The following is a 24,451-nucleotide window of genomic DNA, read 5'->3' on the forward strand; positions in this document are numbered from 1 at the left end:
GGTTAGTTCATGTTTACAGGAATTGTTGCCGCCATCGGCAAGATTGAAACCGTGCAAGCACTCGACGGCGGCCTCGATGCAGGCGTGCGCCTGACCATCCACGCGGGCGGCTTGCCGCTGGCCGACGTGGCCCTGGGCGATTCGATTGCCATCAATGGCGCTTGCATGACGGTGGTGGAAAAGTCGGACACGGGCTTTGCCGTCGATGTCTCGCGCGAAAGCCTCAATTGCACCGTGGGCCTCGATACCGCCACGGAAGTGAACCTGGAAAAAGCCCTGACCCTGGCCGAGCGCCTGGGCGGCCACCTGGTGTCTGGCCACGTCGACGGCCTGGGCATCGTGCGCAAGTTTGAAGCCGTGGGCGAATCGTGGGAACTGGTCATCGAAGCGCCGCACGAACTGGCGAAATACCTGGCCTTCAAGGGTTCCGTCGTTGTCAACGGCGTGTCGCTGACCGTCAACCGCGTGGAAGACCTGGGCGCGGGTGCCGTCAACGGCTGCCGCTTCTCGATCAACCTGATTCCGCACACGATCGCCATGACGACCCTGAAACACTTGACGGTCGATGGCAAGGTCAACCTGGAAATCGACCTCATCGCCCGCTATGTCGAGCGCATGCTGTCGCTGGACAAGGCTGCCGCCTGATATAAGAACACAGCACTAAACGTAGCAACACCGCCTCCGCCTTGCCAAGCGTGTGTTGCTTTTCTATCAGACGCGCATACTATGAAGCTTTCCGCAGTGGAGGCTAGCCATGGACCCGATTTCGCGCGCAACCGTGCCCAATGTCATACCGGCCACGCCCGGCTTGGGCGCAACGGCGCCTCTGGCGCCGGCGCTGCCCTTGCCCTCGTCCAGCGCGGCGGCGGCCCTTGCCATGCTGTCCTCGACCCAGGTCGATATTTCCCCGTTGGGCCAGTTCCTCTCCGGCGTGGCCTTGTCGCGCCGGCAACTGCTGGCCTTGCAGGGCGCCACGGAAGAGGCCAGGGCGGCAAATACCCCCGTGAATGTCAATGACGACTTGCTGGCGCTGGCGCGGCAACTGACGGAATCGTTCGCCCAGCTGCAAACGAGCGGCATCGATGCCAGCCAGCTGGCGATGGCCGGCGACACGCCGGGCAGCCTGGCGCAGCGCTACGATTTGTTGTCGGGCGATGGCACGACGGATGCCGTGGCTGCGCTGGCGCAAGACGGCAATTTGCTGACCCAGGCGGGCCTGGCGCGCATCGGCATCGATTTGCGCAATGAAGAGGTCGATCCGGCAACTTTGCAGGCCGCATATGCGGCCGACAGCAATGCTACCCTGGATGCCTTGCAACAGGGAACGGACGTGCTGGCGCAGGTGGGCGCCGTGCTGGTCCAGCAGCAGGGTGCGCCGCAGGCCGCCGTTGTCGAAGCGGACTTGACGGGCGTAGCATTGCCGGCCAGCGCCACGCAGGCCGCGCCGCCGCAGACGGCCGCCATTGCGCAGCGGCAGCTGGAACTGCAGCAGCAACTGGAAGCGGAAGAACTGAACCTGGACTTGCAGGAGTTGCGGCCCCAGCCGCCGGCGCAAGCAGGCACCGATGCCACGCAATTGCTGCAGACGCAGCGCACCGACAACCAGCGCGTCGATGCCCAGCGCCTGGACGCCGAACGCATGGACAGCGAGCGCATCAATACCGATCAGCAGGCGCAGCAGCAGGAAGCTGCGCGGGTGGACGAGCTGCGCCAGGGGCAGGTGCAGCAGCAGGGCTTGCAGCAGCAGGCGCAAGCGGCAGCGGACGATGCGGCGCGGACGCAGCTGGCCGCCAGCGACGCGCAAATGGCGGCCCAGGCGGCGAACGACCGGGCGCAGTCGCTGGCGCGCGCAGCGCAGGGGCAAGTGGATGCGGGCCTGGCGACGGCGCAAGCCCAGTTGGCCCAGCAAAATGTGCAGGCGCAAGCGCTGGCCGCGCAAAACGCGGGCATGGCTGTGCCGCCGCCATCAGCGCAAGACCCATCCGTGGCCGCGGCCATCGCCGCGTATAACCTGAACAATGCAGCCCTGAATCCCGGCTTGATGAACCGCCCATTGCCGGCCAGCGATTCGCGCCTGCCGTTGGTGGCGCCCGTCGCCGCCGTGGAACCCGTCAAGCCCGTGACGAAAATCTAGGGCAGCAGGGTAGCGTCCAGGGTAATGTTGGCCTTAAGCAGCTTCGACACGGGGCAGCCGGCTTTGGCCTTGCCCGTCAATTCCTCGAATCTGGCCTGGTCGGCGCCCGGTATCTTTGCTTTCAGGATCAGGTGGACGGCCGTGATGGCAAAACCGTCGTCCACCTTGTCGAGGGTCACTTCGGCCGTCGTTTCCATCTTTTCCGCCGTCAGGCCCGCTTCGCCGAGGATCAGCGACAGGGCCATGGTGAAGCAGCCCGCGTGGGCGGCGCCGATCAATTCTTCGGGATTGGTGCCGGGCTTGCCTTCGAAGCGGCTGGCAAAGCCGTAGGGATTTTCCTGCAGGGCGCCGCTGCGCGTGCTGATGGTGCCCTTGCCGTCCTTGATGCCGCCTGACCAGATGGCTGATCCATTGGTTTTCATGTTGCCGCTCCTGTGTGGGGTGTCGTTGCGAGTGGGGTGTCAGCGCCGTGGCGGTGACCGTCTGATCTTATGCTCTTCGCAAGGCCGGCGGCGCGCGTCTTGCCGCCTCCGTATGCGCTGGATCGGGCAATGGGCGCTTTGCCGGACAAGCTGCGGCATCCGTGCCGCAAAGCTGTCTTATTTCAGGTCTGCAAGCGCTAAATCCTTTAAAATAGCAGGTTATAAGAAAATTCCCGGAAATCCGCGGAATTTTCGCGCTTGATGTTTCAGGTTCAGGTTCAGTTTTTAGTTACATTAACAACGCCCGGCAAAACCGTCGCGAGCGGAAGGGAGAGGTGGCTGAGAAGCGCAACCGTACGAAGGTACGGTGAGCATCGCAGGCCGCCTATACCGACGCGCAGCAGGTTTTGCCAGGCGTCATAAGAGGATGAATAATGTCAATTTCAAGCACCGAAGAGATCGTCGCTGAATTGCGCGCCGGCCGCATGGTGATACTGGTCGATGAAGAAGACCGGGAAAATGAAGGCGATCTGGTGCTTGCCGCCGATTTCGTGACGCCTGAAGCCATCAATTTCATGATCACGCATGCGCGTGGCCTGGTCTGCCTGACCCTGACGGAAGAGCGTTGCGACGAGCTGAGCCTGTCGATGATGACCTCGCGCAACGGCACCGCCTACGGCACGAACTTTACCGTCTCGATCGAGGCGGCCGAAGGCGTGACCACGGGCATTTCCGCCGCCGACCGCGCCAAGACCATCCAGGTGGCCGTGGCCAAGGGCACGCAGCCCAGCGATATCGTCCAGCCCGGCCATATCTTCCCCCTGAAAGCGCAAAAAGGTGGCGTGCTGATGCGCGCAGGCCATACGGAAGCCGGTTGCGACTTGACGGCCATGGCCGGCTTGACGCCCGCTTCCGTGATTTGCGAAATCATGAAGGACGACGGCACCATGGCGCGCCTGCCGGACTTGCTGGTGTTTGCCGAGCAACATGGCTTGAAAATCGGCACGATTGCCGACCTGATCCATTACCGCAGCCAGACGGAGTCCCTGGTCGAGCGCGTTGCCGAGCGTACCTTGCACACGGCGCATGGCGAATTCCGTTTGATCGCCTTCCGCGACAAGCCCAGCGCGTCGGCCCACCTGGCGCTCGTGCACGGCGACCTGGTGCCCGGTCTGGAAGCGCTGGTGCGCGTGCACCAGCCCGTTTCTCTGCTGGACGTGCTGGAAAGCGAAGCGACCACCCACTCGTGGACGGTGGCCGCCTCGATGGCTGCCATCAAGCAGTCCGAGCGGGGCGTGATGGTCTTGCTGAACTGTGGCGAAACGTCGGGCGAGCTGTTTGCCCAGTTCGCCGCGCTGGACACGCCGCAAGCCAAGCCGAAAGGCCGCGCCGCCAGCATGGACTTGCGCAGCTACGGTATCGGCGCGCAAATCCTGCGCGACCTGGGTGTGAGCAAGATGCAATTGCTGGCCAGCCCCCGCAAGATGCCGTCGATGGCCGGTTTCGACCTGGAAGTAACCGGTTTTCAGTGCCATCCTGGCCCGACGTCGATGTGAGAGTAAACGATGGCGGCATGTGCATGTCGCCCTGAACCACCAGATTAAAGAGGCATATGATGACCGTAGGAACATACGAAACTAATTTTGCCGGCGAAGGTTTGCGCGTCGGTATCGTCCAGGCACGATTCAATGAAATCGTCGGTGGTGGCTTGCTGTCGGCATGCCTGGAAGAGTTGAGCAAGCTGGGCGTGGCCGATGAAGATATCCTGCACGTGACCGTGCCGGGCGCCCTGGAAATCCCACTGATTCTGCAAAAAATGGCAGAAACCGAGCAATTCGACGCCCTGATCGCACTGGGCGCCGTGATTCGCGGTGAAACCTACCACTTCGAGCTGGTATCGAACGAATCGGGCGCGGGCATCACGCGCATCGGTCTCGATTACGGCATCCCGATCGCCAACGCAGTGTTGACGACCGAAAACGACGAGCAGGCGGAAGTGCGCATGCTGGTCAAGGGAGCTGAAGCGGCACGCGTGGCAGTGGAAATGGCTAATCTGGCGCAAGCGCTAGAAGAGTTGCAAGAATCCGAGGAGGACTAGCCGTGTAGTGAACGTCCGATAAAACGCCCATAGCTGCGTTGCAAGCCCTCGCCGTACATTCGTACTGTCTTCGGGCTCGCGCCTTGCTCTGAGCATTTTCTCGAACGTTCTGACACGCGGTTGGCTGCGGCGCGTTGAAAAGCGCGCCGTGCTGTCTCGTCGGAATTTGTAGTCAACACGTATTTAAGAACAGGTAACAATCATGACTGAGAAAAATTTGCTCGCCAATCCCAGCAAAAACCGCACGCCGCGTCACCGCGCGCGCGAGTTTGCGCTGCAGGGCTTGTACCAGTGGCTGTTGAACAATGAAGACGCGACCACCGTCGTGAACAATATTCGCGCTGCGCATGGTTTCGACAAGGCCGATGGCGATCATTTCACGGTGCTGCTGTACGGCGCCATCAAGGATTCGCTGGCGCTGCGCGACAGCATGGCACCCTTGATCGACCGCAATATCGCTGAACTGTCGCCCATCGAACATGGCATCTTGCTGATCGGTGCATTCGAGCTGAAGAACAACATGGAAATCCCGTACCGCGTCGTCATCAACGAAGCTGTCGAGCTGGCCAAGTCGTTTGGCGGCATCGATGGCCACAAGTATGTGAACGGCGTGCTCGACAAACTGGCAGTGAAATTCCGCGAGGAAGAAGTGGGCGCCAACAAACGCAAGTAATATACAGAGCAATTCCTGAGGCTGATGCTGCAGGGCAATGAAAAAGCCACTGGCACTTGCGTGCGGTGGCTTTTTTATTTGGTGCCGCTTTTTGGATGCCCCTGTGAGGGCTTTTAAAGGGTCACAGGCCGGCGATCTCGTTGTGAGGTAATACTTTGATGGTGATGCCGCTTTCCGTGGCCGGGGCCTTGGCTGGCGCTGGCGTGTTCGAGGCCATCACCGGCGTCGTGGTCGGCACGCGCTGGCCGGCGGACACTTGTTTCAGACGGCGGTATTCAGCCAGCACGCGCGAGCCGTAGCCCGAGTCGGTGGCGAAGTTGGCGGCCCCCACGTAGGTTTTCAAGCCCGCTTCAACGGAACCGCCACGCGTGACGTAGTCTTTCAGGATCAGGGAGCCGACACGGATATTGGCCACGGGATTGAGGGCTGCTTGCACGCCACCCATTTCCTGGAAACGCTCATGGTGCACTTTTGACATGACTTGCATCAAGCCTTGCGCGCCCACGGGGCTTTCCGCGAACGGGTTCAAGCCCGATTCGATGGCCATCACGGCCAGGATCAGCAGCGGGTCCAGCTTGATTTCGCGGGCCGTCAGGTAAGCCGTCGACACCAGCATATTGGTCGCATCGTTGGCCACGCGGTAGCGCTTGGAGAGCCAGTTGGTGACCCATTGCTGCTGCTTTTGCGTGCCCAGCAAGGCTTTTTCTTCCTTGCTCAGCGGTGCGTTGTTGGCGGCAGCCGTTTGCACGGACGCAGGCGCTTCCATCAGTGCCGACAGGGCCGGTGCTTCAACGGCTTGCGCTTCTGCCATCGGCAGCGGGAACAGGCTGTGCGTCAGTTGCTTGCCCAGGTCCGGGCGGAACATCAGCAGGGCGATCAGTGCCAGGGCGGAAATGCCGAAGACTGTCAGTGTGTGTTGCGCCGTGGTCAATACGCCACGTGCCGAAATGGCTTGTGCGCGGGCGCGCAAACGCGCCAACGCTGGCTGGCCAGCCACGGTTGAAGCAGGCAATGCTGCTTCAGTGCTACGATGAGTCATAGAGTTCCCCGAAATGTCGCGTCAACAGGCAGTCCCTCCGCAGTCTCGCGGTGTTGTGGGTACTGCCAATGCCGTGCATCAGAAATATCATCGTTTCCGCCGCGTATGGATGCGTGCGAGAAACGCCGTCATTGCTTGCTTGAGCTGATCGGTCCCATGCTGGTATTGGATCAGTCGCAATACAACTTTTACCGGGGGTAAGGCAGACGCCTTTTGAAAACACTCCTTAAAATGTCATGTGGAGCCCCGACTCCGTGAATGAAAGAGAAACGCTAAAATCAAGCTCTGGGCCGGCGTGCTCTTTCAAGTTGGGCGAATTGTAGAAGCCGTTTTATATCAAGTCAATACTAACGAATAGATTCTTTATTACTTTTATGTCTTACTTTTTGTCTTGCATTGTGCCAAAAGCCAATAAAATCAATTACTTGGCATAGATCCTTCAGCAACGGCGTCCGACGTCAAAAAAAATTAAAAACACATGAAATATTCAGATTTGCGAGATTTTATTTCTCAACTGCAACAAATGGGTGAACTTAAGCCCATTTCGACCCCCATTTCACCGATTTTGGAGATGACGGAAGTCTGCGACCGCACCTTGCGCGCAGGCGGACCGGCCTTGCTGTTCAACCATCCGACGGGCTACGACATGCCGGTGCTGGGCAATCTGTTCGGCACCACGCGCCGCGTGGCGCTGGGCATGGGCGCGGAAGATGTCAGCGAGTTGCGCAAGATCGGCCATGTGCTGGCGCGCCTGAAGGAACCGGAACCGCCGAAGGATTTCAAGGATTTGCTGGGCCTGGGCTCGCTGGTGAAATCTGTATGGGATATGTCGCCAAAAGAATTGCGCGGCGCGAAGTGCCAGGAAATCGTCTGGGAAGGCAATGACGTCGACCTGGCGCGCCTGCCCATCCAGCATTGCTGGCCCGGCGATATCGCCCCCCTGATCACCTGGGGCCTGGTGATCACCAAGGGACCGAACAAGAAGCGGCAAAACCTGGGCATTTACCGTCAGCAGGTATTGGGGCGCAACAAGGTCATCATGCGCTGGCTGGCGCACCGGGGCGGGGCGCTGGACTTCCGCGAGCATGCAATTCAAAGCAAGGGCAAGCCGTATCCGATCGCCGTCGCGCTGGGCGCCGATCCCGCTACTATATTAGGGGCCGTCACGCCGGTGCCGGACAGCCTGTCCGAATACCAGTTCGCCGGCTTGCTGCGCGGCAGCCGCACGGAACTGGTGAAAGCCATCGGCAGCGAGCTGCGCGTGCCCGCGTCGGCCGAAATCGTGCTTGAAGGCCATATCTACCCGGACGAGAACCATCCGAGTGGCTATGAACACGCGCTGGAAGGGCCGTATGGCGACCACACCGGTTACTATAATGAGCAGGATAGTTTCCCCGTGTTTACCATCGACCGCATCACCATGCGCCGCAACCCGATTTATCACTCCACGTATACAGGCAAACCGCCCGACGAGCCGGCCGTGCTGGGCCTGGCCCTGAACGAAGTGTTCGTGCCGCTGCTGCAAAAGCAGTTCAGCGAAATCACGGATTTCTATCTGCCGCCCGAAGGCTGCAGCTACCGCATGGCCGTGGTGCAGATCAAGAAACAGTACGCGGGCCACGCCAAGCGCGTGATGTTCGGCGTGTGGAGCTTCTTGCGCCAGTTCATGTATACCAAGTTCATCGTGGTGGTCGACGAAGACGTGAATATCCGCGACTGGAAAGAAGTCATCTGGGCCATCACGACGCGGGTCGACCCGATCCGCGACACGACGCTGGTCGACAACACGCCCATCGATTACCTGGACTTCGCCTCGCCGGTCAGCGGCCTGGGCAGCAAGATGGGCATCGACGCGACGAATAAATGGCCGGGCGAAACGACGCGCGAGTGGGGCACGACGATAGCCATGACGCCGGAAGTGAAGGCCAAGGTGGATGGTATCTGGCAGGAGCTGGGTTTGTAGAGCGGCTGGGGTCAGACCCTCAACACCGCTAACAAATAGGTCATTGCCAACGCGACCGGGGGTCTGACCCCGGATTTTCGCATGGTCGCGCAGCAACTTCCCCAATCTTGCGCAGGTCGGTTATAATTGTCCCTGGCGGGCCCCTGCGCATCGTGGCATGGCTAACCTGGTCAGGTCGGGAACGAAGCAGCCACGGCTATTAACCATGAGTGCCGCAGATCAGGCTCGCCTCCTTCGGGAATGTTTTATCAGGATCATCAATCAAGCTGCCATTGGCGGCTTTTTTGTTTTGCGGTGCTGTGTTTTGCCGGTCCGCATGCTTGCCTGATTTTCCAGAATGCCACTCTCCATGTTATACAATTGCTGCTTTGCCGCGTTTGCCATAGTGAATGGCCCGGCCATGAGGCTTGCGCCCGCCGCGCAGGATCACCCGCAAAATCGCATGGTAAAATCTCAGCATGTCCTATCAAGTCCTCGCCCGTAAATACCGCCCCAAGAATTTCGAGACGCTCGTCGGCCAGGAGCACGTCGTGCGCGCGCTCACGCATGCCTTGCATAGCGGCCGATTGCATCACGCCTACCTGTTCACGGGCACGCGCGGCGTCGGCAAGACGACCCTGTCGCGCATCCTGGCCAAATCGCTCAATTGCATCGGCCCCGATGGCACGGGCGGCATCACGGCCCAGCCGTGCGGCGTGTGCGAGGCGTGCACGGCAATCGATGCGGGACGCTTTGTCGACTATATAGAGATGGATGCGGCGTCGAACCGCGGCGTCGATGAAATGGCACAGCTGCTGGAACAGGCGGTCTACGCGCCAAGCAATGCGCGCTTCAAGGTCTATATGATCGATGAGGTGCACATGCTGACGAACCACGCGTTCAATTCCATGCTGAAAACCCTGGAAGAGCCACCCGAGCACGTCAAGTTCATCCTGGCCACGACGGACCCGCAAAAGATTCCCGTCACCGTGCTGTCGCGCTGCCTGCAGTTCAACCTCAAGCAGATGCCGCCCGGCCACATCATCAGCCACCTGGACAATATCCTGGGGCAGGAAGGCATCGATTTCGAACAGCCGGCCTTGCGCCTGCTGGCCCAGGGTGCCCACGGTTCCATGCGCGATGCACTGTCGCTGACGGACCAGGCCATCGCGTATGCGGCCGGCGCAGTGACACTCGACGCCGTGCAAGGCATGCTGGGCGCGCTCGACCAATCCTACCTGGTACGCCTGCTCGACGCGCTGGCGCAGCAGGACGGCGCGGATCTCCTGGCCGTGGCCGACGAGATGGCCTCGCGCAGCCTGTCGTATAACGGCGCGCTGCAGGATCTGGGCACCTTGTTGCACCGCATTGCGCTGGCGCAAACCGTGCCGGCCGCCTTGCCGCAGGATTTGCCTGAGTATGCAGACATCGTGCGTTTGGCCGCCGCGTTCGACGCGGAAGAAGTACAGCTGTTTTACCAGATTGCCGTCCATGGCCGCAATGAACTGGGCTTGGCGCCCGACGAATACGCGGGCTTTACCATGACCTTGCTGCGCATGCTGGCCTTTCGGCCCGGCATAGGCGGCGCCGATGGCGTGCCGGCGGCAGCACCGGCCGCTGCAACGGGCAACCGTCCCGCTTTTGTCGCCGCCGCGCGCGCCGCGGCAGGGGCGTCCGTCCCGGCGGCCCGCGCTGCCACGAACAGCGTGGCCAGCCACGCGACCGTGACGGCTGGCGCCGCGGCGCCAGCGGCCGTCGTAGCCGCCGCTGCCGCCAGCATGGCCCGCAGTGAAGCGCCGCCGCCACGCGCACCGGCGCCAGCACCCGTTTCCGCCCCGGCGCCGGCACCAGCGGCGCCGCCCGCCGCCGTTCCGGTTGCGGCTGCGGCAACCCCTGCAGCATCGGGCGCCCCCATCAGTTCCGCCCGCGCCGCCATCAATGCGGCGTTGGAAGCGGCCCGCGCCGCTTCAAAAGGCCGTCCGGGCAGCGCACCATCGGCGCCATCGTCGGCGCCCAAGCCAGCTGCACCTGCGCCAGCACCGGCTGCTGCCGTAGCCACGCCAGCACCGGCAGCGCCCGTCCAGGCAGCGCCACCACCACCGGCCGCCGCGAAAGCGCCGGCACCGTGGGATGATGCGCCGCCCGTGGCCGTGATGGAGGCGCCGGTCCGCCAGGCACCGCCGCTACAGCAGGCGCCAGCTGACGACGACTTGCCGCCGTGGGTCACCGAGTTTTCCGACGACAGCGCTTCGGCTGCCGTGTCGGCACCCGCCGCGCAGAGCACCGAGCAAGCCGCCGTCGTCATGCCGCAGCGTGCCGCCAAGCAAGCCGCGCCCAGCGGGCCGTATGTGATCACGCCCGTGCCGGAGCTGGACTGGGACGGCAACTGGCCGGCCGTCGCCGCCGTGCTGCCCTTGCGCGGCGTGGCCCAGCAGCTGGCCGTGCAGGCCGAGCTGATCGAATGCCTGCACGACGGCCACAGCACCACATTCCGCCTGCGCGTACCGATCGACACGTGGCGCAGTCCGGCCAACGTGGAAAAGCTGGCGGCCGCCCTGACCGAACGCTTCGGCCGCAAGGTCGCGGTCGACACGGAACTGGGCGCCGTCTGGTACACGGCCAGCGCGGAAGCGCAGGCGCACCGCGAGGCGTGCCAGCTGCAAGCGGAAGAAACCATCGCTAGCGACCCCTTCGTGCTCGACATGAAGCATGCATTCGACGCTTTTGTCGTGCCGGGAACGATTACCCCTGCACCGGCCGGCTCCGCCGCGCCGACCCTGCATTGATGATTAACACACTCACAAACTGAATTGAACGGAGCATTCTCATGATGAAAAATCAACTGGCTGGCCTGATGAAGCAGGCGCAAGCAATGCAAGACAACATGAAAAAGGCCCAGGAACAACTGGCGCTGGTGGAAGTGGAAGGCCAGTCCGGCGCCGGCCTCGTGAAAATCGTCATGACGTGCAAGAACGACGTCAAGCGCGTGTCCATCGACCCGTCGCTGCTGGCCGACGACAAGGACATGCTGGAAGACCTGGTGGCTGCCGCCTTCAACGACGCCGTGCGCAAGGCGGAAGCGACGTCCGCGGAAAAAATGGCAGGCTTGACCGGCGGCATGAACTTGCCAGCCGGCTTCAAAATGCCATTCTGATGCCATACCGCATGCGCTTGATCTATGGCACGGGGCAGGGTTGATGCATGTCCAAGTCGCTTGAATTTTTGACCGAGGCGCTGCGGCGCCTGCCCGGCGTCGGCCCCAAGTCGGCGCAGCGGATGGCATTTCATTTGTTGCAGCATGATAGGGAAGGCGCGGCCATGCTGTCGCGCGCCCTGTTCCAGGCCGTCGATGCTGTGCATCACTGCGGCCTGTGCAATACCTTTACCGAACACGAAGTGTGCGAGACTTGTCTCGACGAAGAGCGCGACAAGCGCTTGCTGTGCGTGGTGGAAACGCCTGCCGACCAGTTGATGATCGAGCAGACGCTCACCTACAAGGGCCTGTATTTCGTCCTCATGGGGCGGCTCTCTCCGCTCGATGGCATCGGCCCGAAAGATATCCACCTCGAGAAACTGCTGGGCCGCGCCAACGATGGCGTGGTCGGTGAAGTGGTGCTGGCCACCAACTTTACGAATGAAGGCGAAGCGACGGCCCATTACATCAGCGAAATGCTGAAGGCGCGGGGCTTGCGCGTGAGCCGTCTGGCCCGCGGCGTGCCCGTGGGCGGCGAACTGGAATACGTCGACGCGGGCACGATTGCCCGCGCGATGCTCGACCGTAGGGCAACCTGAATCATGCAAGAAAAAACGTCGGCTGGTCCTTTGGCGGGCATCAAAGTCCTGGAACTGGGCACCCTGATCGCGGGGCCGTTCTGCGCCCGCATGCTGGCCGAATTCGGCGCCGACGTGATCAAGATCGAGTCGCCCGATGGTGGCGACCCCATCCGTACCTGGCGCGTGCTGAAAGATGGCACCTCGCTGTGGTGGTCGGTGCAGGCGCGCAACAAGAAAAGTCTGACCTTGAACCTGAAAGCGCCGGAAGGCCGGGCCATCGCGCGTCAGCTGGCCCTGGAAGCGGACATCATCGTCGAGAACTACCGCCCCGGCGTGCTGGAAAAGTGGGATCTCGGCTATGCGCAGCTCAAGCAGATCAAGCCCTCCCTCATCATGGTGCGCCTGTCCGGTTTCGGCCAGACGGGCCCGATGAAGGATTTGCCCGGCTTTGGCGCCATCGGAGAATCGATGGGCGGCTTGCGCTATGTGTCGGGCTTTGCCGACCGCCCGCCCGTCAGGGTCGGCGTGTCCATCGGCGACTCGGTGGCGGCCCTGCATGGCGTGATCGGCGCCATGATGGCGCTGCGCCACCGCGACGTGACCGGTGGGCGGGACGGCGGGGAAGGGCAGATGGTCGACGTGGCCCTGTACGAATCCGTGTTCAACCTGATGGAGTCGCTGGTGCCTGAATACGACCAGGCGGGCGTGGTGCGCGAGCGCACGGGCGGCTCGCTCCCCGGCATCGTACCGTCGAATACCTACACCACGGGCGACGGCGAAAACATCGTGATTGCCGGCAACGGCGACGCCATCTTCAAGCGCTTGATGCTGGCCATGGGCCGCATCGACATGGCGGGTGACCCGCAACTGGCGCGCAACGATGGCCGCGTGGCGCGCACGCAGGAAATCGACGACGCCATCGGCGCCTGGTGCGCCACGCACACGATCGACAGCGCGCTGGCCGTGCTGAAGGCGGCCGACGTGCCGTCCGGAAAAATTTACTCCGTGCGCGACATGCTGAGCGATCCGCAGTTTCTCGCCCGCAATATGTTCGAACAACACCATTTCGCCGACGGCACGCCTGTCAAATTGCCCGCCATCAGCCCGAAACTGTCCGCCACGCCGGGCAAGACCCAGTGGCTGGGGCCGACCCTGGGCCAGCATAACGATGAAGTGCTGGCGTCGCTCGGCTATGACGCCGCTGCCATCGCGCGGCTCAAGACCGATGGCGTGGTGTAAGCCACGCCCTGCCGACTTATTTGATACCGATCATGCTTCCATTGTTCCGCACCGCGCTCGTCCTTGCGTCTTCCGCCATCCTCCTCTCCGCCTGCGCCAGCTTCCCCCACGACGCGCCGGTCACGGGCCTGCGTCTGATCGGCGAACAGCGCATCGCGCTCAAACACGCGTTCGAAGGCACCACGGTGGGTGGCCTGTCCGGCATCGACTATGATGCGGCCAGCAACAGCTGGGTGATGGAAAGCGATGACCGCTCGGCAATCAACCCGGCCCGTTTCTACCGCGCCACCTTGGCCTACGACAGCAAGGCGTTTACGCGCGTGAGCCTGAGCAGCGTGCATTTCTTCACGCAGCCCGACGGCAGCCGCTATCCGAACCTGGCGCATGCCAGGCTCGATCGTGGCGACCAGGTGCCCGACATCGAGACCATCCGCGTCGATCCGCAGGACGGCAGCCTGTGGTATGGCAGCGAAGGCAACCGCAAGGTGGGTCTGCATCCGTTTGTGCGCCACGCCGATAGCGGCGGCCACTACCTGGCCACCTTGCCCACGCCCGCGATGTTCAAGGTCTCGCAGGAAGAAATTGGCTCGCGCAACAACATGAGCTTCGAGGCACTGTCTTTCTCGTCGGATGGCAAGAGCCTGTGGCTGGGCATGGAAGCGGCCCTGTACCAGGATGGCCCGCTGGCCACGCCCGAGATTGGTTCTGTGGTGCGCATCACGCGCCTGGACCGCGCCGGCACCGTGCTGGGCCAGTACGCGTATGCGATCGAGCCCGTGGCGTCACGGCCCGCGCCGGGACGCGAAGCGGATAATGGCGTGTCGGAAATCCTTGCCGTGAATGACCATCAACTGTTGGTGGTGGAGCGGGCCGGCGTGGAATACGCCGATGGCGTGTATACGAACCATGTGCGCATCTACGCGATGGAAACGGATGGCGCCACCGATATCCAGTCCATCGCGGCCTTGGCGGGCGCGGCCTATGTGCCGGCGCGCAAGCGACTGCTGCTGGACCTGGAAAAGATCGGTCTTGAAAGAGTCGACAATATCGAAGGCATCAGCTGGGGCCCGCGCCTGGAAAGCGGCCGCCGCAGCCTGGTGATGATTTCCGACGATAATTTTAATCCGCAGCAAGTCACGCAAATCCTTGCCTTCGAAGTGCTCTAGTTTCCAGGCTGGCCAGCCGGTCGGACTGCCTGGCCAGCATGGCCGTGATCGTGTCGTGCGGCGACGGGTGGCCCAGGAAATAGCCTTGCGCCATGTCGCAGCCGTATTCTTCCAGCATCAGCAATTGCTCGTCCGTCTCCACGCCCTCGGCTACCACCACCATTTTCAAGCCATGTGCCATGGCGATGATGGCGCGCGTGATGGCAGCGTTTTCCGTATCCTGCGGCAAGCCGGCGATAAAACTCTTGTCGATCTTCAAGGCCCGCACGTCGAAGCGTTTCAGGTAATTCATTGAAGAATAGCCCGTGCCGAAGTCGTCGATCGACAGGTACACGCCGATGCCGCGCAATTGCTCCAGGGTCACCATGGTGGCGCGCGCATCGTCCATCAACGTTCCCTCCGTCAATTCCAGCTCCAGCAGGCGCGCGTCCAGGCCCGTGTCGGCCAGGGCCGAGAGCACGATCTGCATCAGGTTTTCATCCTTGAATTGCTTCGCCGACAGGTTCACGGCCATGCGGATGGCGCGTCCGCCATCGCTTTGCCACGCCTTGGCCTGGTTGCAGGCCGTGCGCAGCACCCATTCGCCGATGGGCACGATCAGCCCCGTCTCTTCGGCCAGCGGGATGAATTCCGTGGGAGAAATGATGCCCCGTTCGGGATGGCGCCAGCGCACCAGCGCTTCCACGCCCACGATCTGCGTGCTGGGCACGTCGATCTGCGGCTGGTACAGCAAATACAGCTCGTTGTTTTGCAAGGCCTTGCGTAGCCCCACTTCCATTTTGACGTGGCTCATGATTTCCATCGTCAGCGATGAACTGTACAGCTTGGCGTTGTTCTTGCCGCAGTTCTTCGCGTGGTACATGGCCGTGTCCGCATATTTCAATAGCGAATTGCAGTCCTCGCCATCTTCCGGATACAGCGAAATGCCGATGCTGGCCGTGACGAAAATCTCGTGCCCCTCGATCATGAAGGGCCGCCGCATGGCCTCCTTGACGCGGTGCGCCACGTTGAGCGCATCTTCCACCCGCTCCAGGTCGGGAATCAAAATCGTGAATTCGTCGCCGCCCAGGCGCGCCAGGTTGTTACCGCCGGAGGTGGCTTCAAACTCGTGTTCGGCGCGCAGCACCAGGTCGCTGGGGCGTATGGTTTCGCGCAGGCGCCCGGACACCACCTTGAGCAGGTGGTCGCCCACGTCGTGGCCCAGGGTGTCGTTGATGCGCTTGAAGGCATCGAGGTCCATGAACAGCACGGCGAATTTCTTGTCGTGCTCTTTGGAGCGCACCAGTTCGCGTTCCAGGGTTTCCAGGAAGGCTTGCCGGTTGGGGATGCCCGTCAGGCTGTCGCAGTAGGCGAGGCGGCGGATCTGCTCTTCCGTGCGCTTGCGCTCGCTGATGTCGCGTACCAGGCCCAGTACCTCGTCGGTCCCGGTTGCCACCAGGCGCGCTTCGAAATGGCGCGTGCTGGTGTCGTGCGTGAGCGTGTAGTCGACCGAGCCGATGTGCTGCGTGGCCAGCACGGCGTGCGCCTTGTCCAGCAGGCGCGCGGCGATTTCGGGTGGCAGCACGTCGCCGATATGGCTGCCCACGCAGTCGCTGATGGAAAAGCCCGCGCTGGCGTCGTGCCCCTGTTCATAGTCGAGATAAAAGCCCTCGCGGTTCAGGCGAAAGAAGGTGTCGGGGATGGCTGCCAGCACGGCGCGGTTGTGCGCGTCGGCGATGCGCAGGCGGGCGATGGCATCGCTGGCGCGCAGCACGTACAGCGCGCGGTGGCCCAGGATGGGCCAGTTGATGGGCTTGGAAATGAAATCCGTGGCGCCCACCTCGTAGGCATGCGTGACCGCTTCCAGCTCGTCGTCGCCGGTGACCATGATGATGGGCACGGTGCCGCCCACTTCCTGGAGGCGGATTTCGCGGCATACGGCAAAGCCGTCCAGGGCCGGCATGTCGACGTCGAGCATGACCAGGTCCGGCCCGCTGTGCTTGTAGCTGGCCAAGGCCTGCACGCCGTCCTCCGCCTCGATCACGTCCAGGCCCACCTGCGTGAGCATTTGCCGCATCAGCAGGCGCATCACGGGATCGTCGTCGGCGACCAGCACCAGGCCGCGTGAGGGAGGGAGGGGTGCTGTCATGTCAGTGTTCCTTCACGAGGATGGCGCTCAGCGATTCGCGTACGGCCAGGAAGGCTTGCTGCATCTGCTGCAGCAGGATAGTCGCGCCCTCGGTACTGCCGGCGCGGCCCAGTTTTTCCATTTCCTTGCATAGCTGCGCCAGGCCATCGGCGCCCACGTTGGCGCTGCCCGACTTGAGACTGTGGGCCACCTTGCGCAGCGCTTCCGCATCCGTGCCGGCAATCGCTACGCGCATGGCGATCAATTGGCGCGGCGTCTCGCTGGTAAAAGCGAGGATGACCCGCTCGAGCAGCGCATCGCCATCGGCGCGCGACAGGGCGCGGATGTTTTCCAGCGCCTGCCGGTTCAGTGGCTGGCCCGCTGACGGGGGGGCGGACACGGGCAGCTGCACCTCGGGGGGCGCTTCCTGCCGCGTTTGCGGCTCCGGCGGCGCCTCGCTGTGGTGCACGGTGGCCGCGCGCGGCAGGGTGATCCAGCGCGCTATCGTGTGGCCCAGGTCTTGCTGCGTAAAAGGTTTACTCAGGTAATCGTCCATGCCGGCCGCCAGGCATGCTTCGCGGTCGCCCTGCAGCGCATTGGCCGTGATGGCAACGATGGGCAGCACGCGCGCGTGGCCGCACTGCTGTTCATGGCGGCGGATTTCCGCTGTGGCGGCAAAGCCATCCATCACGGGCATCTGGCAGTCCATCAGTATCAAATCGAACTCCTCGGCCTGCGCCGCTTGCAATGCTTCTTCGCCGTTGCGCGCGCACACCACGTCCAGGCCCAGGCTGTCGAGCATGGCCAGCGCCACTTCCACGTTGACGGGATTGTCCTCGGCCAGCAGCACGCGGCGGCGCTGGCGCCGGCCCACCTGCCGCGCCGTGTGTGGCGGATGGATGCGCATGCCCTCGCTGGCGCGCGGCGGCGTGACGATGCAGTCCAACAGGTCGCATTCGCGTGCCGGCTTGATCAGCTGGAAGGCCACGCCCGCCTCGCGCCGCTGCACGGGGTCGGCCGCCGCCTGCTCCGTGCTCAGCAGCAGAAGCTTGAGGTCGGCCAGCAGCGGGTCGCTCTTGATATTGGCGGCCAGGGCCAGCCCGCTGGTGCGCGGCAATTCCATGTCGAGCAGGGCCACGGCATACGGCGTGCCCGCCTGCGCGGCTGCGCGCAGCTTGCCCAGGCAGTCGCTGGCCGTGCCGGCGCTGTCGCTGACGATGTGCCAGCTGGCAAGCTGCCGTTCCAGTACGGCGCGCGTGGCGGGTGTGTGGTCGACGATCAAGGCGCGTAACCCTCGCGTGGTTTTCAGGTTGAAGGACGGGTCGTCGCTGTCGACGCGCCGCTTATCGAAATTTACTTCGAACCAGAAGATCGATCCTTGCGTTAAAGCATTATCAACGCCGATAGTGCCGCCCATCAGCTCCACCAGCTGTTTCGAGATCGTCAGTCCCAGGCCTGTGCCGCCGTGCTTGCGCGTGGTCGAGCCATCGGCCTGCGAGAACGATTCGAAGATGCGGCTCTGCGCCTCGTTTGATACGCCGATGCCCGTATCGTGCACCTCGAAGCGCAAGCCCACGCTGGGCGTATCTTCGCTGCACACGGCCACTTTGACGGTGACTTTGCCCGTTTCCGTGAACTTGATGGCATTGCCCAGCAGATTGACGATGATCTGGCGCAAACGGTTCGGGTCGCCGCAGATGGCGATGGGAATGTCATAGGCGATATCGAATTCCAGGCTGATGTTTTTTGCTTCCGCCTGCGGCGCGAACACGTGTTCTATATCGTCGAGCAATTCGCGGAAATTGAAGCGGATGTATTCCACGCTCAGCTTGCCCGCCTCGATCTTGGAAAAGTCGAGGATGTCGTTGATGATCACCAGCAAATTCTGCCCCGAGCGCTGCACCATGCTCGTGTAGTGGCGCTGCTGCGGGCTCAAAGGGCTGGCCAGCAGCAGTTCCGTCATGCCCAGCACGCCATTCATGGGCGTGCGGATTTCATGGCTCATGGTGGCGAGGAAGGCGCTCTTCGCCTGGCTGGCCGCCTCGGCCGCGTCCTTGGCCTTTTCCAACTGCGCCGTGCGCACGCCCACCTGGCGCTCGAGCTGGTCGCGGTAATTGGCCAGGGTGCTGTCGCGGCTGTCGATCTGCGCCAGCATGTCGTTGAAACTGTCGATCAGCACGCCCAGCTCGTCGCTGCGCTGGTGCGCGATGCGGTGGCTGTAGGTCTGGCTGCTCGACACTTTTTGCGCCGTATCAATCAGCTTGGTGATCGGTTCGGCGATCACGCTCTTGAAACGCCGCGCGAGGAACACGGCTACCAGGAAGGACAGCACGGTGGCGCCGCCGATGGCGCCGACGTGGCGGCCGATGTCGCGCCACATATGGTTCAGGTCCGCTTCGATCAGCACGGCGCCGATGATCTGTTGCGCCTCGCCTGGCCGGTAGACGGGACGGTACAAACGCATGGCGGGCGCCAGGGTCGTGCCCGCGCCTTGCGTGACGGGCTGCACGGCCATATCGGCCAGCAAGGCCGGGTCCATGTCTTCCGGCGTAGCCACGCCGTCCGCGTGCTGCGGCGCGCGGTACAGGGCGAACAGGCGCCCGCCCCGGTCGAACAGGGCCGCCTGGGCGATCTCGTCGCGCGCGGCCAGCGATGCCAGCACCTGCTCCGCCTGTGCCTGGGCAGGCTTGCCCGCCAGCAAAGGCACCGCGCTGGCCGCACCGATCACGCCCGCCAGCGATAGCAGTTGCCTGCTTTCATCGTTCTTGTGGCTGAGCACGGACGTCAGCGCGAACGCCACGAATACCAGCAGCAGCGCGCAGCCCGACGACAGCACCGAAATCATGGTCAGTTTCTGGCTGATGCTGGAGCGTTGGAAATTGAACATGGTGGCGGCGCTTCTCCGGGCTATCCCTTGACTGTTATTTAATTCCTATTGGAAAAATATAGACGCGAAGACACACCCAGATATTGATGTGGGTCTAAGGGAGGAGAGGGGAGGGGAACTATTGGGGGCAGACCCGGCGGGGACATGTGCCCCAATGGGGCAAATGTCGATCCCGCAGGGACTGACCTCAGTTTTTGCTGTTGGGGCTTATAGGGGTAAACCCATGAAAGGCTGGGGTCAGACCCGGCGGGTATGACCCCGGTGCTGGCCCGGTATTAACAACACCCACCACGCTTGCCGGCGCCGCCATAGCGGGCTTCCTGGCGTTCGCGGAAGAACTCTTCATACGTCATCATCGGCTCGCCGGGATGGGTCACTTCCCGGTGCGCTACATAGGTGTCGTACTCGGGCAAGCCGCACATGAGCCGCATGCTTTGCCCCAGATACCGTCCAGCCTTGATGATTTCATCGATCATCATTGCACCGTGGGCATGGCCTGGAACGGCGTTTCCTTGGTGCTAGGCTTGCTGTCGGCGCGCGCCTTCATGACGGTGCGGATGCCGAAGAACAGCACGCTGATCACGACGATGACGAAGAAGGCGGCCAGGCCGGCGTCCAGGTAGTCGTTGAAGATGATCTGCTGCATCTGCGCCACCGACTTGGCCGGCGCCAGCAAGGTGCCTTCATCGAGCGCCGCCGAGTATTTCTTGGCGTGCGCCAGGAAACCCACGCGCGGGTTGGCGTCGAAGATCTTTTGCCAGCCTGCCGTCAGGGTGCACAGCAGCAGCCAGATGGTCGGCGTGATGGTGACCCACGCATACTGGCCTTTTTTCATCTTGAACAGCACGCAGGTGCCGAGGATCAGCGCGATCGCTGCCAGCATCTGGTTGGCGATGCCGAACAGCGGCCACAGGGTGTTGATGCCGCCCAGCGGATCGACCACGCCCTGGTACAGGAAGTAACCCCAGGCCGCCACGCACAGGCCCGTGGCCAGCAGGTTGGCGATGACGTTTTCTGTCTGTTTCAGCGCTGGCACGAAGCTGCCCAGCAAGTCTTGCAGCATGAAGCGGCCCGCACGCGTGCCCGCATCGACGGCCGTCAGGATGAACAGCGCTTCGAACAGGATCGCGAAGTGGTACCAGAAAGCCATCATGGCCTTGCCGCCGATGGCGCCGGAGAGAATCTGCGCCATGCCGACCGCCAGGGTCGGTGCGCCGCCCGCGCGCGAGATGATGCTGTGCTCGCCAACGTCCTTGGCCGTCTGCGTCAGCATTTCCGGCGTGACATAGAAGCCCCACTGCGAGATCGCCTGTGCGGCGGACTCGGCCGTGGTGCCGATCAGGGCGGCCGGGCTGTTCATGGCGAAATAGATGCCTGGCTCGATGGTCGAGGCGGCTACCAGGGCCATGATGGCAACGAACGATTCCATCAGCATGGCGCCATAGCCGATGAAGCGGGCGTGGCTTTCGTTTTCAATCATCTTCGGCGTGGTACCCGAGGAAATCAGCGCGTGGAAGCCGGAGACGGCGCCGCAGGCAATGGTGATGAAGAGGAATGGGAACAGATTGCCCGACCAGACCGGGCCGGAGCCGTCGATGAACTTGGTCATGGCCGGCATTTTCAGGTATGGCGCGACGACGATGATGCCGATGGCCAGGCCCAGTATCGTGCCGATTTTCAGGAAAGTCGACAGGTAGTCGCGCGGCGCCAGCAGCAGCCACACGGGCAGCACCGAGGCGATGAAGCCGTAGCCGATCAGCATCCACGTCAGTTCCGTGCCCGTGAAGGTGAACATCGGGCCCAGTACGGCGTGTTCCTGTACATATTGGCCGCCGATGATGGCCAGCATCAGCAAGACAAAACCGATGATGGAGATTTCGCCGATGCGGCCGACGCGGATGAAGCGCGAGTACACTCCCATGAACAGGGCGATGGGAATCGTCGCCATCACGGTGAAGCTGCCCCATGGCGAACCGGTCAGCGCCTTGACGACGATCAGGGCCAGTACGGCCAGAATGATGACCATGATCATGAAGCAGCCCAAGAGCGCAATCATGCCGGGAATTTCGCCCAGTTCAGCCTTGATCAGGTCGCCCAGCGAGCGGCCGTCGCGGCGCATGGAAATGAACAGCACAATGAAATCCTGCACGGCGCCGGCAAACACGACGCCCGCCAAAATCCACAGCATGCCGGGCAAATAGCCCATCTGCGCGGCCAGCACGGGGCCGACCAGGGGGCCAGCGCCGGCAATCGCCGCGAAATGGTGGCCGAACAGCACATATTTATTCGTCGGCACATGGTCGAGGCCATCGTTGTGCTTGAAGGCGGGCGTCATGCGGCGAGGATCCAGGCCCAGCACCTTGTCGGCGATGAACAGGCTGTAGAAACGGTAGGCGATCAGATAGACGCAGACGGCGGCGATGACGATCCAGATGGCGCTGATCGGTTCGCCACGTTGCAGGGCGACGACGCCCAGGGACCCGGCGCCGGCCAGCGCAAGCGCTGCCCAGCCGAGCTGTTTGAAAATGCGGTTCATGCTTCCTCCAGAGATTGACGGGCGTTGTGCCGTGCGATGATGTGTGCTGCCGGTCCTGGTCGTCGCCAGTTTGATGTTACTTTTGGTGTATTTGCAGCGTATGGCAAGTATTCAGGAATCGTATAATTGCCGCAAGCGCACGACTACGCAGTAACGCTCAGTATTACTACGCAGGGCTATCGCGACGCCGCGACGTAAAATCACGCATTCCCACCAGCATCGACGCCGCCGGAGCACGCAAGGCCATGAAACTCAGACAGAAAGTCATCTTCCTGGCCATCACGCCGCTCATCCTCGCCCTGTGCGCTATCGCGTTTGCCGTGCGGCACCAGGCCATCACCCTGGCCGAGCAGCAGCGCGCCACCATCCAGCAGGCGTATCTGGCCAGCAAGGAAGCCGAACTCAAGCATTACGTGACCCTGGCCAGCCATTCCATCGCCTCGTTATATGGCTCGGGCCGCAAGGATGCCGCCACGCAAGAGGAAGCCAAGCGCATCCTGTCCGCCCTCAGCTACGGCGACGATGGCTATTTCTTCATCTATGATTTGCAGGGCAAGTCGCTGATGCATCCGCGCCAGCCCGAATTGGTGGGACAGAATTTGTGGGAGTTGCGCGACGCGGACGGCAATCTGACCATCCAGCGCCTGATGCAGCGGGCCAAGAGCGGCGGCGGCTTCGAGCGCTACAACTGGATCAAGCCGTCGACCAACAAGTCCGCGCCCAAGCTCGGCTATGTGATATTGATGCCGGAATGGGGCTGGATGATGGGCACCGGTATTTATATGGATGACGTGGACCAGGCGCTGGCCAAGGTCGATGCCCAGCAGTCGCGCAATATCCGCTCGACCATGGAACTGATCGCCGCCATCGCCATCCTCGGCTCCCTGCTGGTGGCCGCCTGTGGCCTGGTGCTGAACCTGCGCGAATTGCGCGTCGCCGACGCCAAGCTGAAAGTGCTGGCGCAGCGGGTGGTCGAGTCGCAGGAGGAAGAGCGGGCGCGGCTGTCGCGCGATTTGCATGACGGCATCAGCCAGTGGCTGGTCTCCATCAAGCTGCAGATCGAGGCCGGCATCGCGCGCCTGGCCGGCAATGCTGAACAGAAAGACAAGGCGCCCGCCACGTTCGAACGGGCCGCCGAGCAGCTGAACAAGGTGCTGGGCGAGGTGCGGCGCATTTCGCACAACCTGCGCCCGGCCATTCTCGACGACCTGGGCCTGGCCGCCGCGCTCGACCACCTGGTGCATGAATTCAATGACAGCAGCAGCGCGCAAGCCAGCTTCACGGCCAGCCCGGCGGCGGCGGGCGAAGGCTTGCCCGACATGGTCAATACCGTGTTGTTCCGCATTGCCCAGGAAGCGCTGACCAATTGCGAGCGCCATGCCCACGCCAGCGGCGTGGAAGTGAGCCTGCACGAGGCGGGCAAGGCGGTGGAATTGCGCATCGGCGACAATGGCGGCGGCTTCGATTTCGACGGCATCGCCCTGCACCCGCAGCGCGGCATCGGCTTGCGCAACATGACGGAACGCATGGAAGCCATCGGCGGCAGCCTGCACATCACTTCTTCGCCGACCGGCACCCTGGTGCTGGCGCGGCTCGGCCTTCCACCTACACACTGATAGATACACAGACATGACCGAGAAGATCAACATCCTGCTGGTGGACGACCATCCCCTCGTGCGCGACGGCTTGCGCGCGCGCCTGGAGGCGGTAGCGCATTTCGACGTGGTGGCAGAGGCGGGCGGCGCCGACGAGGCGCTGGCCCAGGCGCGCCTCCACCAGGTGGACCTCGTGTTGATGGATATCAATATGCGCGGCATCAACGGCATCGAAGCGACGGCGCTGTTCAAGCAGGCGTTTCCGCAGATTGCCGTGCTGATCCTGTCCATGCACGACAAGCTGGAATATGTGTCGCAAGCCATCGCCGCCGGTGCGCGCGGCTATGTGCTCAAAGATGCCCCAGGGAAAGATATCGTCTTTGCCATCGAGACGGTGATGTCAGGCGGCATTTATTACAGTGCGGCCCTGGCGCGGCAATTGTCACGCCCGCAAGTGCACGATTCCTTCCTCACCTCGCGCGAGCAGCAAGTGCTGCAGCACATCGCGGCGGGTCAGTCGAACAAGCAGATCGCCCGCGACCTGGACCTGAGCGTGCGCACGGTGGAGACGCACCGGCTCAACATCAAGCGCAAGCTGGGTATCGAAGGGCAGGCCGAATTGATCAAATATGCGGTCGAGCATGCGCATGGCGGCAGCGCCTGAACCATGCTGGCATCACGGCGGGCTTATCAAACCCGCATGACAGGCGGGTCTCCCGGGGGAATGTTTTTTTTGAATATTTATTGCCAAAATTAAACTGTTTCGTGGGTTAGATTCGGATAGAATGATTCTCGCTGTCGAGGGCATCCCTGTCGGGCCAGGGTTGCCAATGCAGGTC

The 24,451-nt window shown here is 62.6% G+C and carries 19 protein-coding genes and 1 other RNA gene; 14 read left to right on the top strand and 6 right to left on the bottom strand.

Annotated features, from left to right (window positions below; genetic code table 11):
- Positions 1-9 precede the first annotated feature (9 nt).
- Both ACQ4WL_RS24305 and ACQ4WL_RS24310 read left to right on the top strand, forming a co-directional pair.
- Positions 10-645, top strand: a complete 636-nt coding sequence (locus ACQ4WL_RS24305) for a riboflavin synthase (protein WP_436512040.1) — start codon at positions 10-12, stop codon at positions 643-645.
- Positions 646-754: 109 nt separating this feature from the next.
- Complete coding sequence (locus ACQ4WL_RS24310) at positions 755-2,134, top strand: hypothetical protein (RefSeq protein WP_436512041.1); 1,380 nt, start codon at positions 755-757, stop codon at positions 2,132-2,134.
- Here ACQ4WL_RS24310 and ACQ4WL_RS24315 read toward each other — a convergent pair.
- Positions 2,131-2,556: an OsmC family protein gene (locus ACQ4WL_RS24315; RefSeq protein ID WP_436512042.1), complete on the bottom strand. Its 426-nt coding sequence runs from the start codon at positions 2,554-2,556 to the stop codon at positions 2,131-2,133. The genes ACQ4WL_RS24310 and ACQ4WL_RS24315 overlap by 4 nt on opposite strands.
- Before the next feature lie 434 nt (positions 2,557-2,990).
- Here ACQ4WL_RS24315 and ribBA point away from each other — a divergent pair, with 434 nt between their 5' ends.
- The 3 genes from ribBA to nusB all read left to right on the top strand — a co-directional run bounded on the left by ribBA (position 2,991) and on the right by nusB (position 5,327).
- Positions 2,991-4,112, top strand: a complete 1,122-nt coding sequence (gene ribBA / locus ACQ4WL_RS24320; RefSeq protein ID WP_436512043.1) for a bifunctional 3,4-dihydroxy-2-butanone-4-phosphate synthase/GTP cyclohydrolase II — start codon at positions 2,991-2,993, stop codon at positions 4,110-4,112.
- Between the two features lie 59 nt (positions 4,113-4,171).
- Positions 4,172-4,654, top strand: a complete 483-nt coding sequence (ribH, locus tag ACQ4WL_RS24325) for a 6,7-dimethyl-8-ribityllumazine synthase (RefSeq protein ID WP_100876905.1) — start codon at positions 4,172-4,174, stop codon at positions 4,652-4,654.
- Positions 4,655-4,856: 202 nt separating this feature from the next.
- Positions 4,857-5,327, top strand: coding sequence for a transcription antitermination factor NusB (gene nusB / locus ACQ4WL_RS24330; RefSeq protein WP_071078713.1), 471 nt, complete (start codon positions 4,857-4,859; stop codon positions 5,325-5,327).
- A 121-nt stretch (positions 5,328-5,448) separates the two neighbouring features.
- On the opposite strand, the gene ACQ4WL_RS24335 is transcribed toward nusB, so the two are convergent.
- Positions 5,449-6,366: a transglycosylase SLT domain-containing protein gene (locus tag ACQ4WL_RS24335; protein WP_436512044.1), complete on the bottom strand. Its 918-nt coding sequence runs from the start codon at positions 6,364-6,366 to the stop codon at positions 5,449-5,451.
- 478 nt (positions 6,367-6,844) lie between these two features.
- Between ACQ4WL_RS24335 and ubiD the strand changes: the two genes are divergently transcribed.
- The 7 genes from ubiD (at position 6,845) to ACQ4WL_RS24370 (ending at position 14,487) form a co-directional block, all read left to right on the top strand.
- Complete coding sequence (ubiD, locus tag ACQ4WL_RS24340) at positions 6,845-8,329, top strand: 4-hydroxy-3-polyprenylbenzoate decarboxylase (protein ID WP_436512045.1); 1,485 nt, start codon at positions 6,845-6,847, stop codon at positions 8,327-8,329.
- 134 nt (positions 8,330-8,463) lie between these two features.
- Positions 8,464-8,562, top strand: an RNA gene (gene ffs / locus ACQ4WL_RS24345) — signal recognition particle sRNA small type.
- A 225-nt stretch (positions 8,563-8,787) separates the two neighbouring features.
- On the top strand, positions 8,788-11,094 hold the full coding sequence (dnaX, locus tag ACQ4WL_RS24350; RefSeq protein WP_436512046.1) for a DNA polymerase III subunit gamma/tau: 2,307 nt from the start codon (positions 8,788-8,790) through the stop codon (positions 11,092-11,094).
- Positions 11,095-11,135: 41 nt separating this feature from the next.
- Positions 11,136-11,462: a YbaB/EbfC family nucleoid-associated protein gene (locus ACQ4WL_RS24355; RefSeq protein WP_034759121.1), complete on the top strand. Its 327-nt coding sequence runs from the start codon at positions 11,136-11,138 to the stop codon at positions 11,460-11,462.
- 47 nt (positions 11,463-11,509) lie between these two features.
- Positions 11,510-12,100 carry a recombination mediator RecR gene (gene recR, locus ACQ4WL_RS24360; RefSeq protein ID WP_071078710.1) on the top strand — a complete coding sequence of 197 codons (591 nt, stop codon included), beginning with the start codon at positions 11,510-11,512 and terminating at the stop codon, positions 12,098-12,100.
- A 3-nt stretch (positions 12,101-12,103) separates the two neighbouring features.
- On the top strand, positions 12,104-13,321 hold the full coding sequence (locus tag ACQ4WL_RS24365; protein WP_436512047.1) for a CaiB/BaiF CoA transferase family protein: 1,218 nt from the start codon (positions 12,104-12,106) through the stop codon (positions 13,319-13,321).
- 32 nt (positions 13,322-13,353) lie between these two features.
- Entirely contained in the window at positions 13,354-14,487 is a 1,134-nt protein-coding gene (locus ACQ4WL_RS24370; RefSeq protein ID WP_436512048.1) for an esterase-like activity of phytase family protein, read from the top strand.
- Here ACQ4WL_RS24370 and ACQ4WL_RS24375 read toward each other — a convergent pair.
- The 4 genes from ACQ4WL_RS24375 to ACQ4WL_RS24390 form a co-directional block, all read right to left on the bottom strand.
- The gene (locus ACQ4WL_RS24375) at positions 14,456-16,615 is read right to left on the bottom strand and encodes a putative bifunctional diguanylate cyclase/phosphodiesterase (RefSeq protein ID WP_436512049.1); all 2,160 of its coding nucleotides are present in this window, start codon (positions 16,613-16,615) and stop codon (positions 14,456-14,458) included. The two genes, ACQ4WL_RS24370 and ACQ4WL_RS24375, sit on opposite strands and share 32 nt — an antisense overlap.
- A 1-nt stretch (position 16,616) precedes the next feature.
- Complete coding sequence (locus ACQ4WL_RS24380) at positions 16,617-19,481, bottom strand: hybrid sensor histidine kinase/response regulator (protein WP_436512050.1); 2,865 nt, start codon at positions 19,479-19,481, stop codon at positions 16,617-16,619.
- A 275-nt stretch (positions 19,482-19,756) separates the two neighbouring features.
- Positions 19,757-19,957: a YbdD/YjiX family protein gene (locus ACQ4WL_RS24385; RefSeq protein ID WP_010396213.1), complete on the bottom strand. Its 201-nt coding sequence runs from the start codon at positions 19,955-19,957 to the stop codon at positions 19,757-19,759.
- Positions 19,957-22,017 carry a carbon starvation CstA family protein gene (locus ACQ4WL_RS24390; protein WP_436512051.1) on the bottom strand — a complete coding sequence of 687 codons (2,061 nt, stop codon included), beginning with the start codon at positions 22,015-22,017 and terminating at the stop codon, positions 19,957-19,959. The genes ACQ4WL_RS24385 and ACQ4WL_RS24390 overlap by 1 nt, the downstream gene beginning before the upstream one ends.
- Positions 22,018-22,262: 245 nt before the next feature.
- Here ACQ4WL_RS24390 and ACQ4WL_RS24395 point away from each other — a divergent pair, with 245 nt between their 5' ends.
- Together ACQ4WL_RS24395 and ACQ4WL_RS24400 are read left to right on the top strand one after the other, a co-directional pair.
- Positions 22,263-23,633 carry a cache domain-containing protein gene (locus ACQ4WL_RS24395; protein ID WP_436512052.1) on the top strand — a complete coding sequence of 457 codons (1,371 nt, stop codon included), beginning with the start codon at positions 22,263-22,265 and terminating at the stop codon, positions 23,631-23,633.
- Positions 23,634-23,646: 13 nt separating this feature from the next.
- Positions 23,647-24,276, top strand: a complete 630-nt coding sequence (locus tag ACQ4WL_RS24400; RefSeq protein ID WP_436512053.1) for a response regulator transcription factor — start codon at positions 23,647-23,649, stop codon at positions 24,274-24,276.
- Positions 24,277-24,451: the final 175 nt, after the last annotated feature.

It is taken from the genome of Janthinobacterium kochi, from assembly GCF_051380715.1.
GTDB lineage: Bacteria > Pseudomonadota > Gammaproteobacteria > Burkholderiales > Burkholderiaceae_D > Janthinobacterium.

Excerpts from the sequence above, each read along its gene's own strand:
- ACQ4WL_RS24400 (WP_436512053.1), top strand. The coding sequence starts at position 23,647 with ATGACCGAGAAGATCAACATCCTGCTGGTGGACGACCATCCCCTCGTG.
- ACQ4WL_RS24370 (WP_436512048.1), top strand. The coding sequence starts at position 13,354 with ATGCTTCCATTGTTCCGCACCGCGCTCGTCCTTGCGTCTTCCGCCATC.
- ACQ4WL_RS24390 (WP_436512051.1), bottom strand. The coding sequence starts at position 22,017 with ATGAACCGCATTTTCAAACAGCTCGGCTGGGCAGCGCTTGCGCTGGCC.
- ACQ4WL_RS24310 (WP_436512041.1), top strand. The coding sequence starts at position 755 with ATGGACCCGATTTCGCGCGCAACCGTGCCCAATGTCATACCGGCCACG.
- ACQ4WL_RS24355 (WP_034759121.1), top strand. The coding sequence starts at position 11,136 with ATGATGAAAAATCAACTGGCTGGCCTGATGAAGCAGGCGCAAGCAATG.
- ubiD (WP_436512045.1), top strand. The coding sequence starts at position 6,845 with ATGAAATATTCAGATTTGCGAGATTTTATTTCTCAACTGCAACAAATG.
- ACQ4WL_RS24380 (WP_436512050.1), bottom strand. The coding sequence starts at position 19,481 with ATGTTCAATTTCCAACGCTCCAGCATCAGCCAGAAACTGACCATGATT.
- dnaX (WP_436512046.1), top strand. The coding sequence starts at position 8,788 with ATGTCCTATCAAGTCCTCGCCCGTAAATACCGCCCCAAGAATTTCGAG.
- ribH (WP_100876905.1), top strand. The coding sequence starts at position 4,172 with ATGACCGTAGGAACATACGAAACTAATTTTGCCGGCGAAGGTTTGCGC.
- ACQ4WL_RS24395 (WP_436512052.1), top strand. The coding sequence starts at position 22,263 with ATGAAACTCAGACAGAAAGTCATCTTCCTGGCCATCACGCCGCTCATC.
- ribBA (WP_436512043.1), top strand. The coding sequence starts at position 2,991 with ATGTCAATTTCAAGCACCGAAGAGATCGTCGCTGAATTGCGCGCCGGC.
- nusB (WP_071078713.1), top strand. The coding sequence starts at position 4,857 with ATGACTGAGAAAAATTTGCTCGCCAATCCCAGCAAAAACCGCACGCCG.
- ACQ4WL_RS24385 (WP_010396213.1), bottom strand. The coding sequence starts at position 19,957 with ATGATCGATGAAATCATCAAGGCTGGACGGTATCTGGGGCAAAGCATG.
- recR (WP_071078710.1), top strand. The coding sequence starts at position 11,510 with ATGTCCAAGTCGCTTGAATTTTTGACCGAGGCGCTGCGGCGCCTGCCC.
- ACQ4WL_RS24315 (WP_436512042.1), bottom strand. The coding sequence starts at position 2,556 with ATGAAAACCAATGGATCAGCCATCTGGTCAGGCGGCATCAAGGACGGC.
- ACQ4WL_RS24375 (WP_436512049.1), bottom strand. The coding sequence starts at position 16,615 with ATGACAGCACCCCTCCCTCCCTCACGCGGCCTGGTGCTGGTCGCCGAC.
- ACQ4WL_RS24365 (WP_436512047.1), top strand. The coding sequence starts at position 12,104 with ATGCAAGAAAAAACGTCGGCTGGTCCTTTGGCGGGCATCAAAGTCCTG.
- ACQ4WL_RS24305 (WP_436512040.1), top strand. The coding sequence starts at position 10 with ATGTTTACAGGAATTGTTGCCGCCATCGGCAAGATTGAAACCGTGCAA.
- ACQ4WL_RS24335 (WP_436512044.1), bottom strand. The coding sequence starts at position 6,366 with ATGACTCATCGTAGCACTGAAGCAGCATTGCCTGCTTCAACCGTGGCT.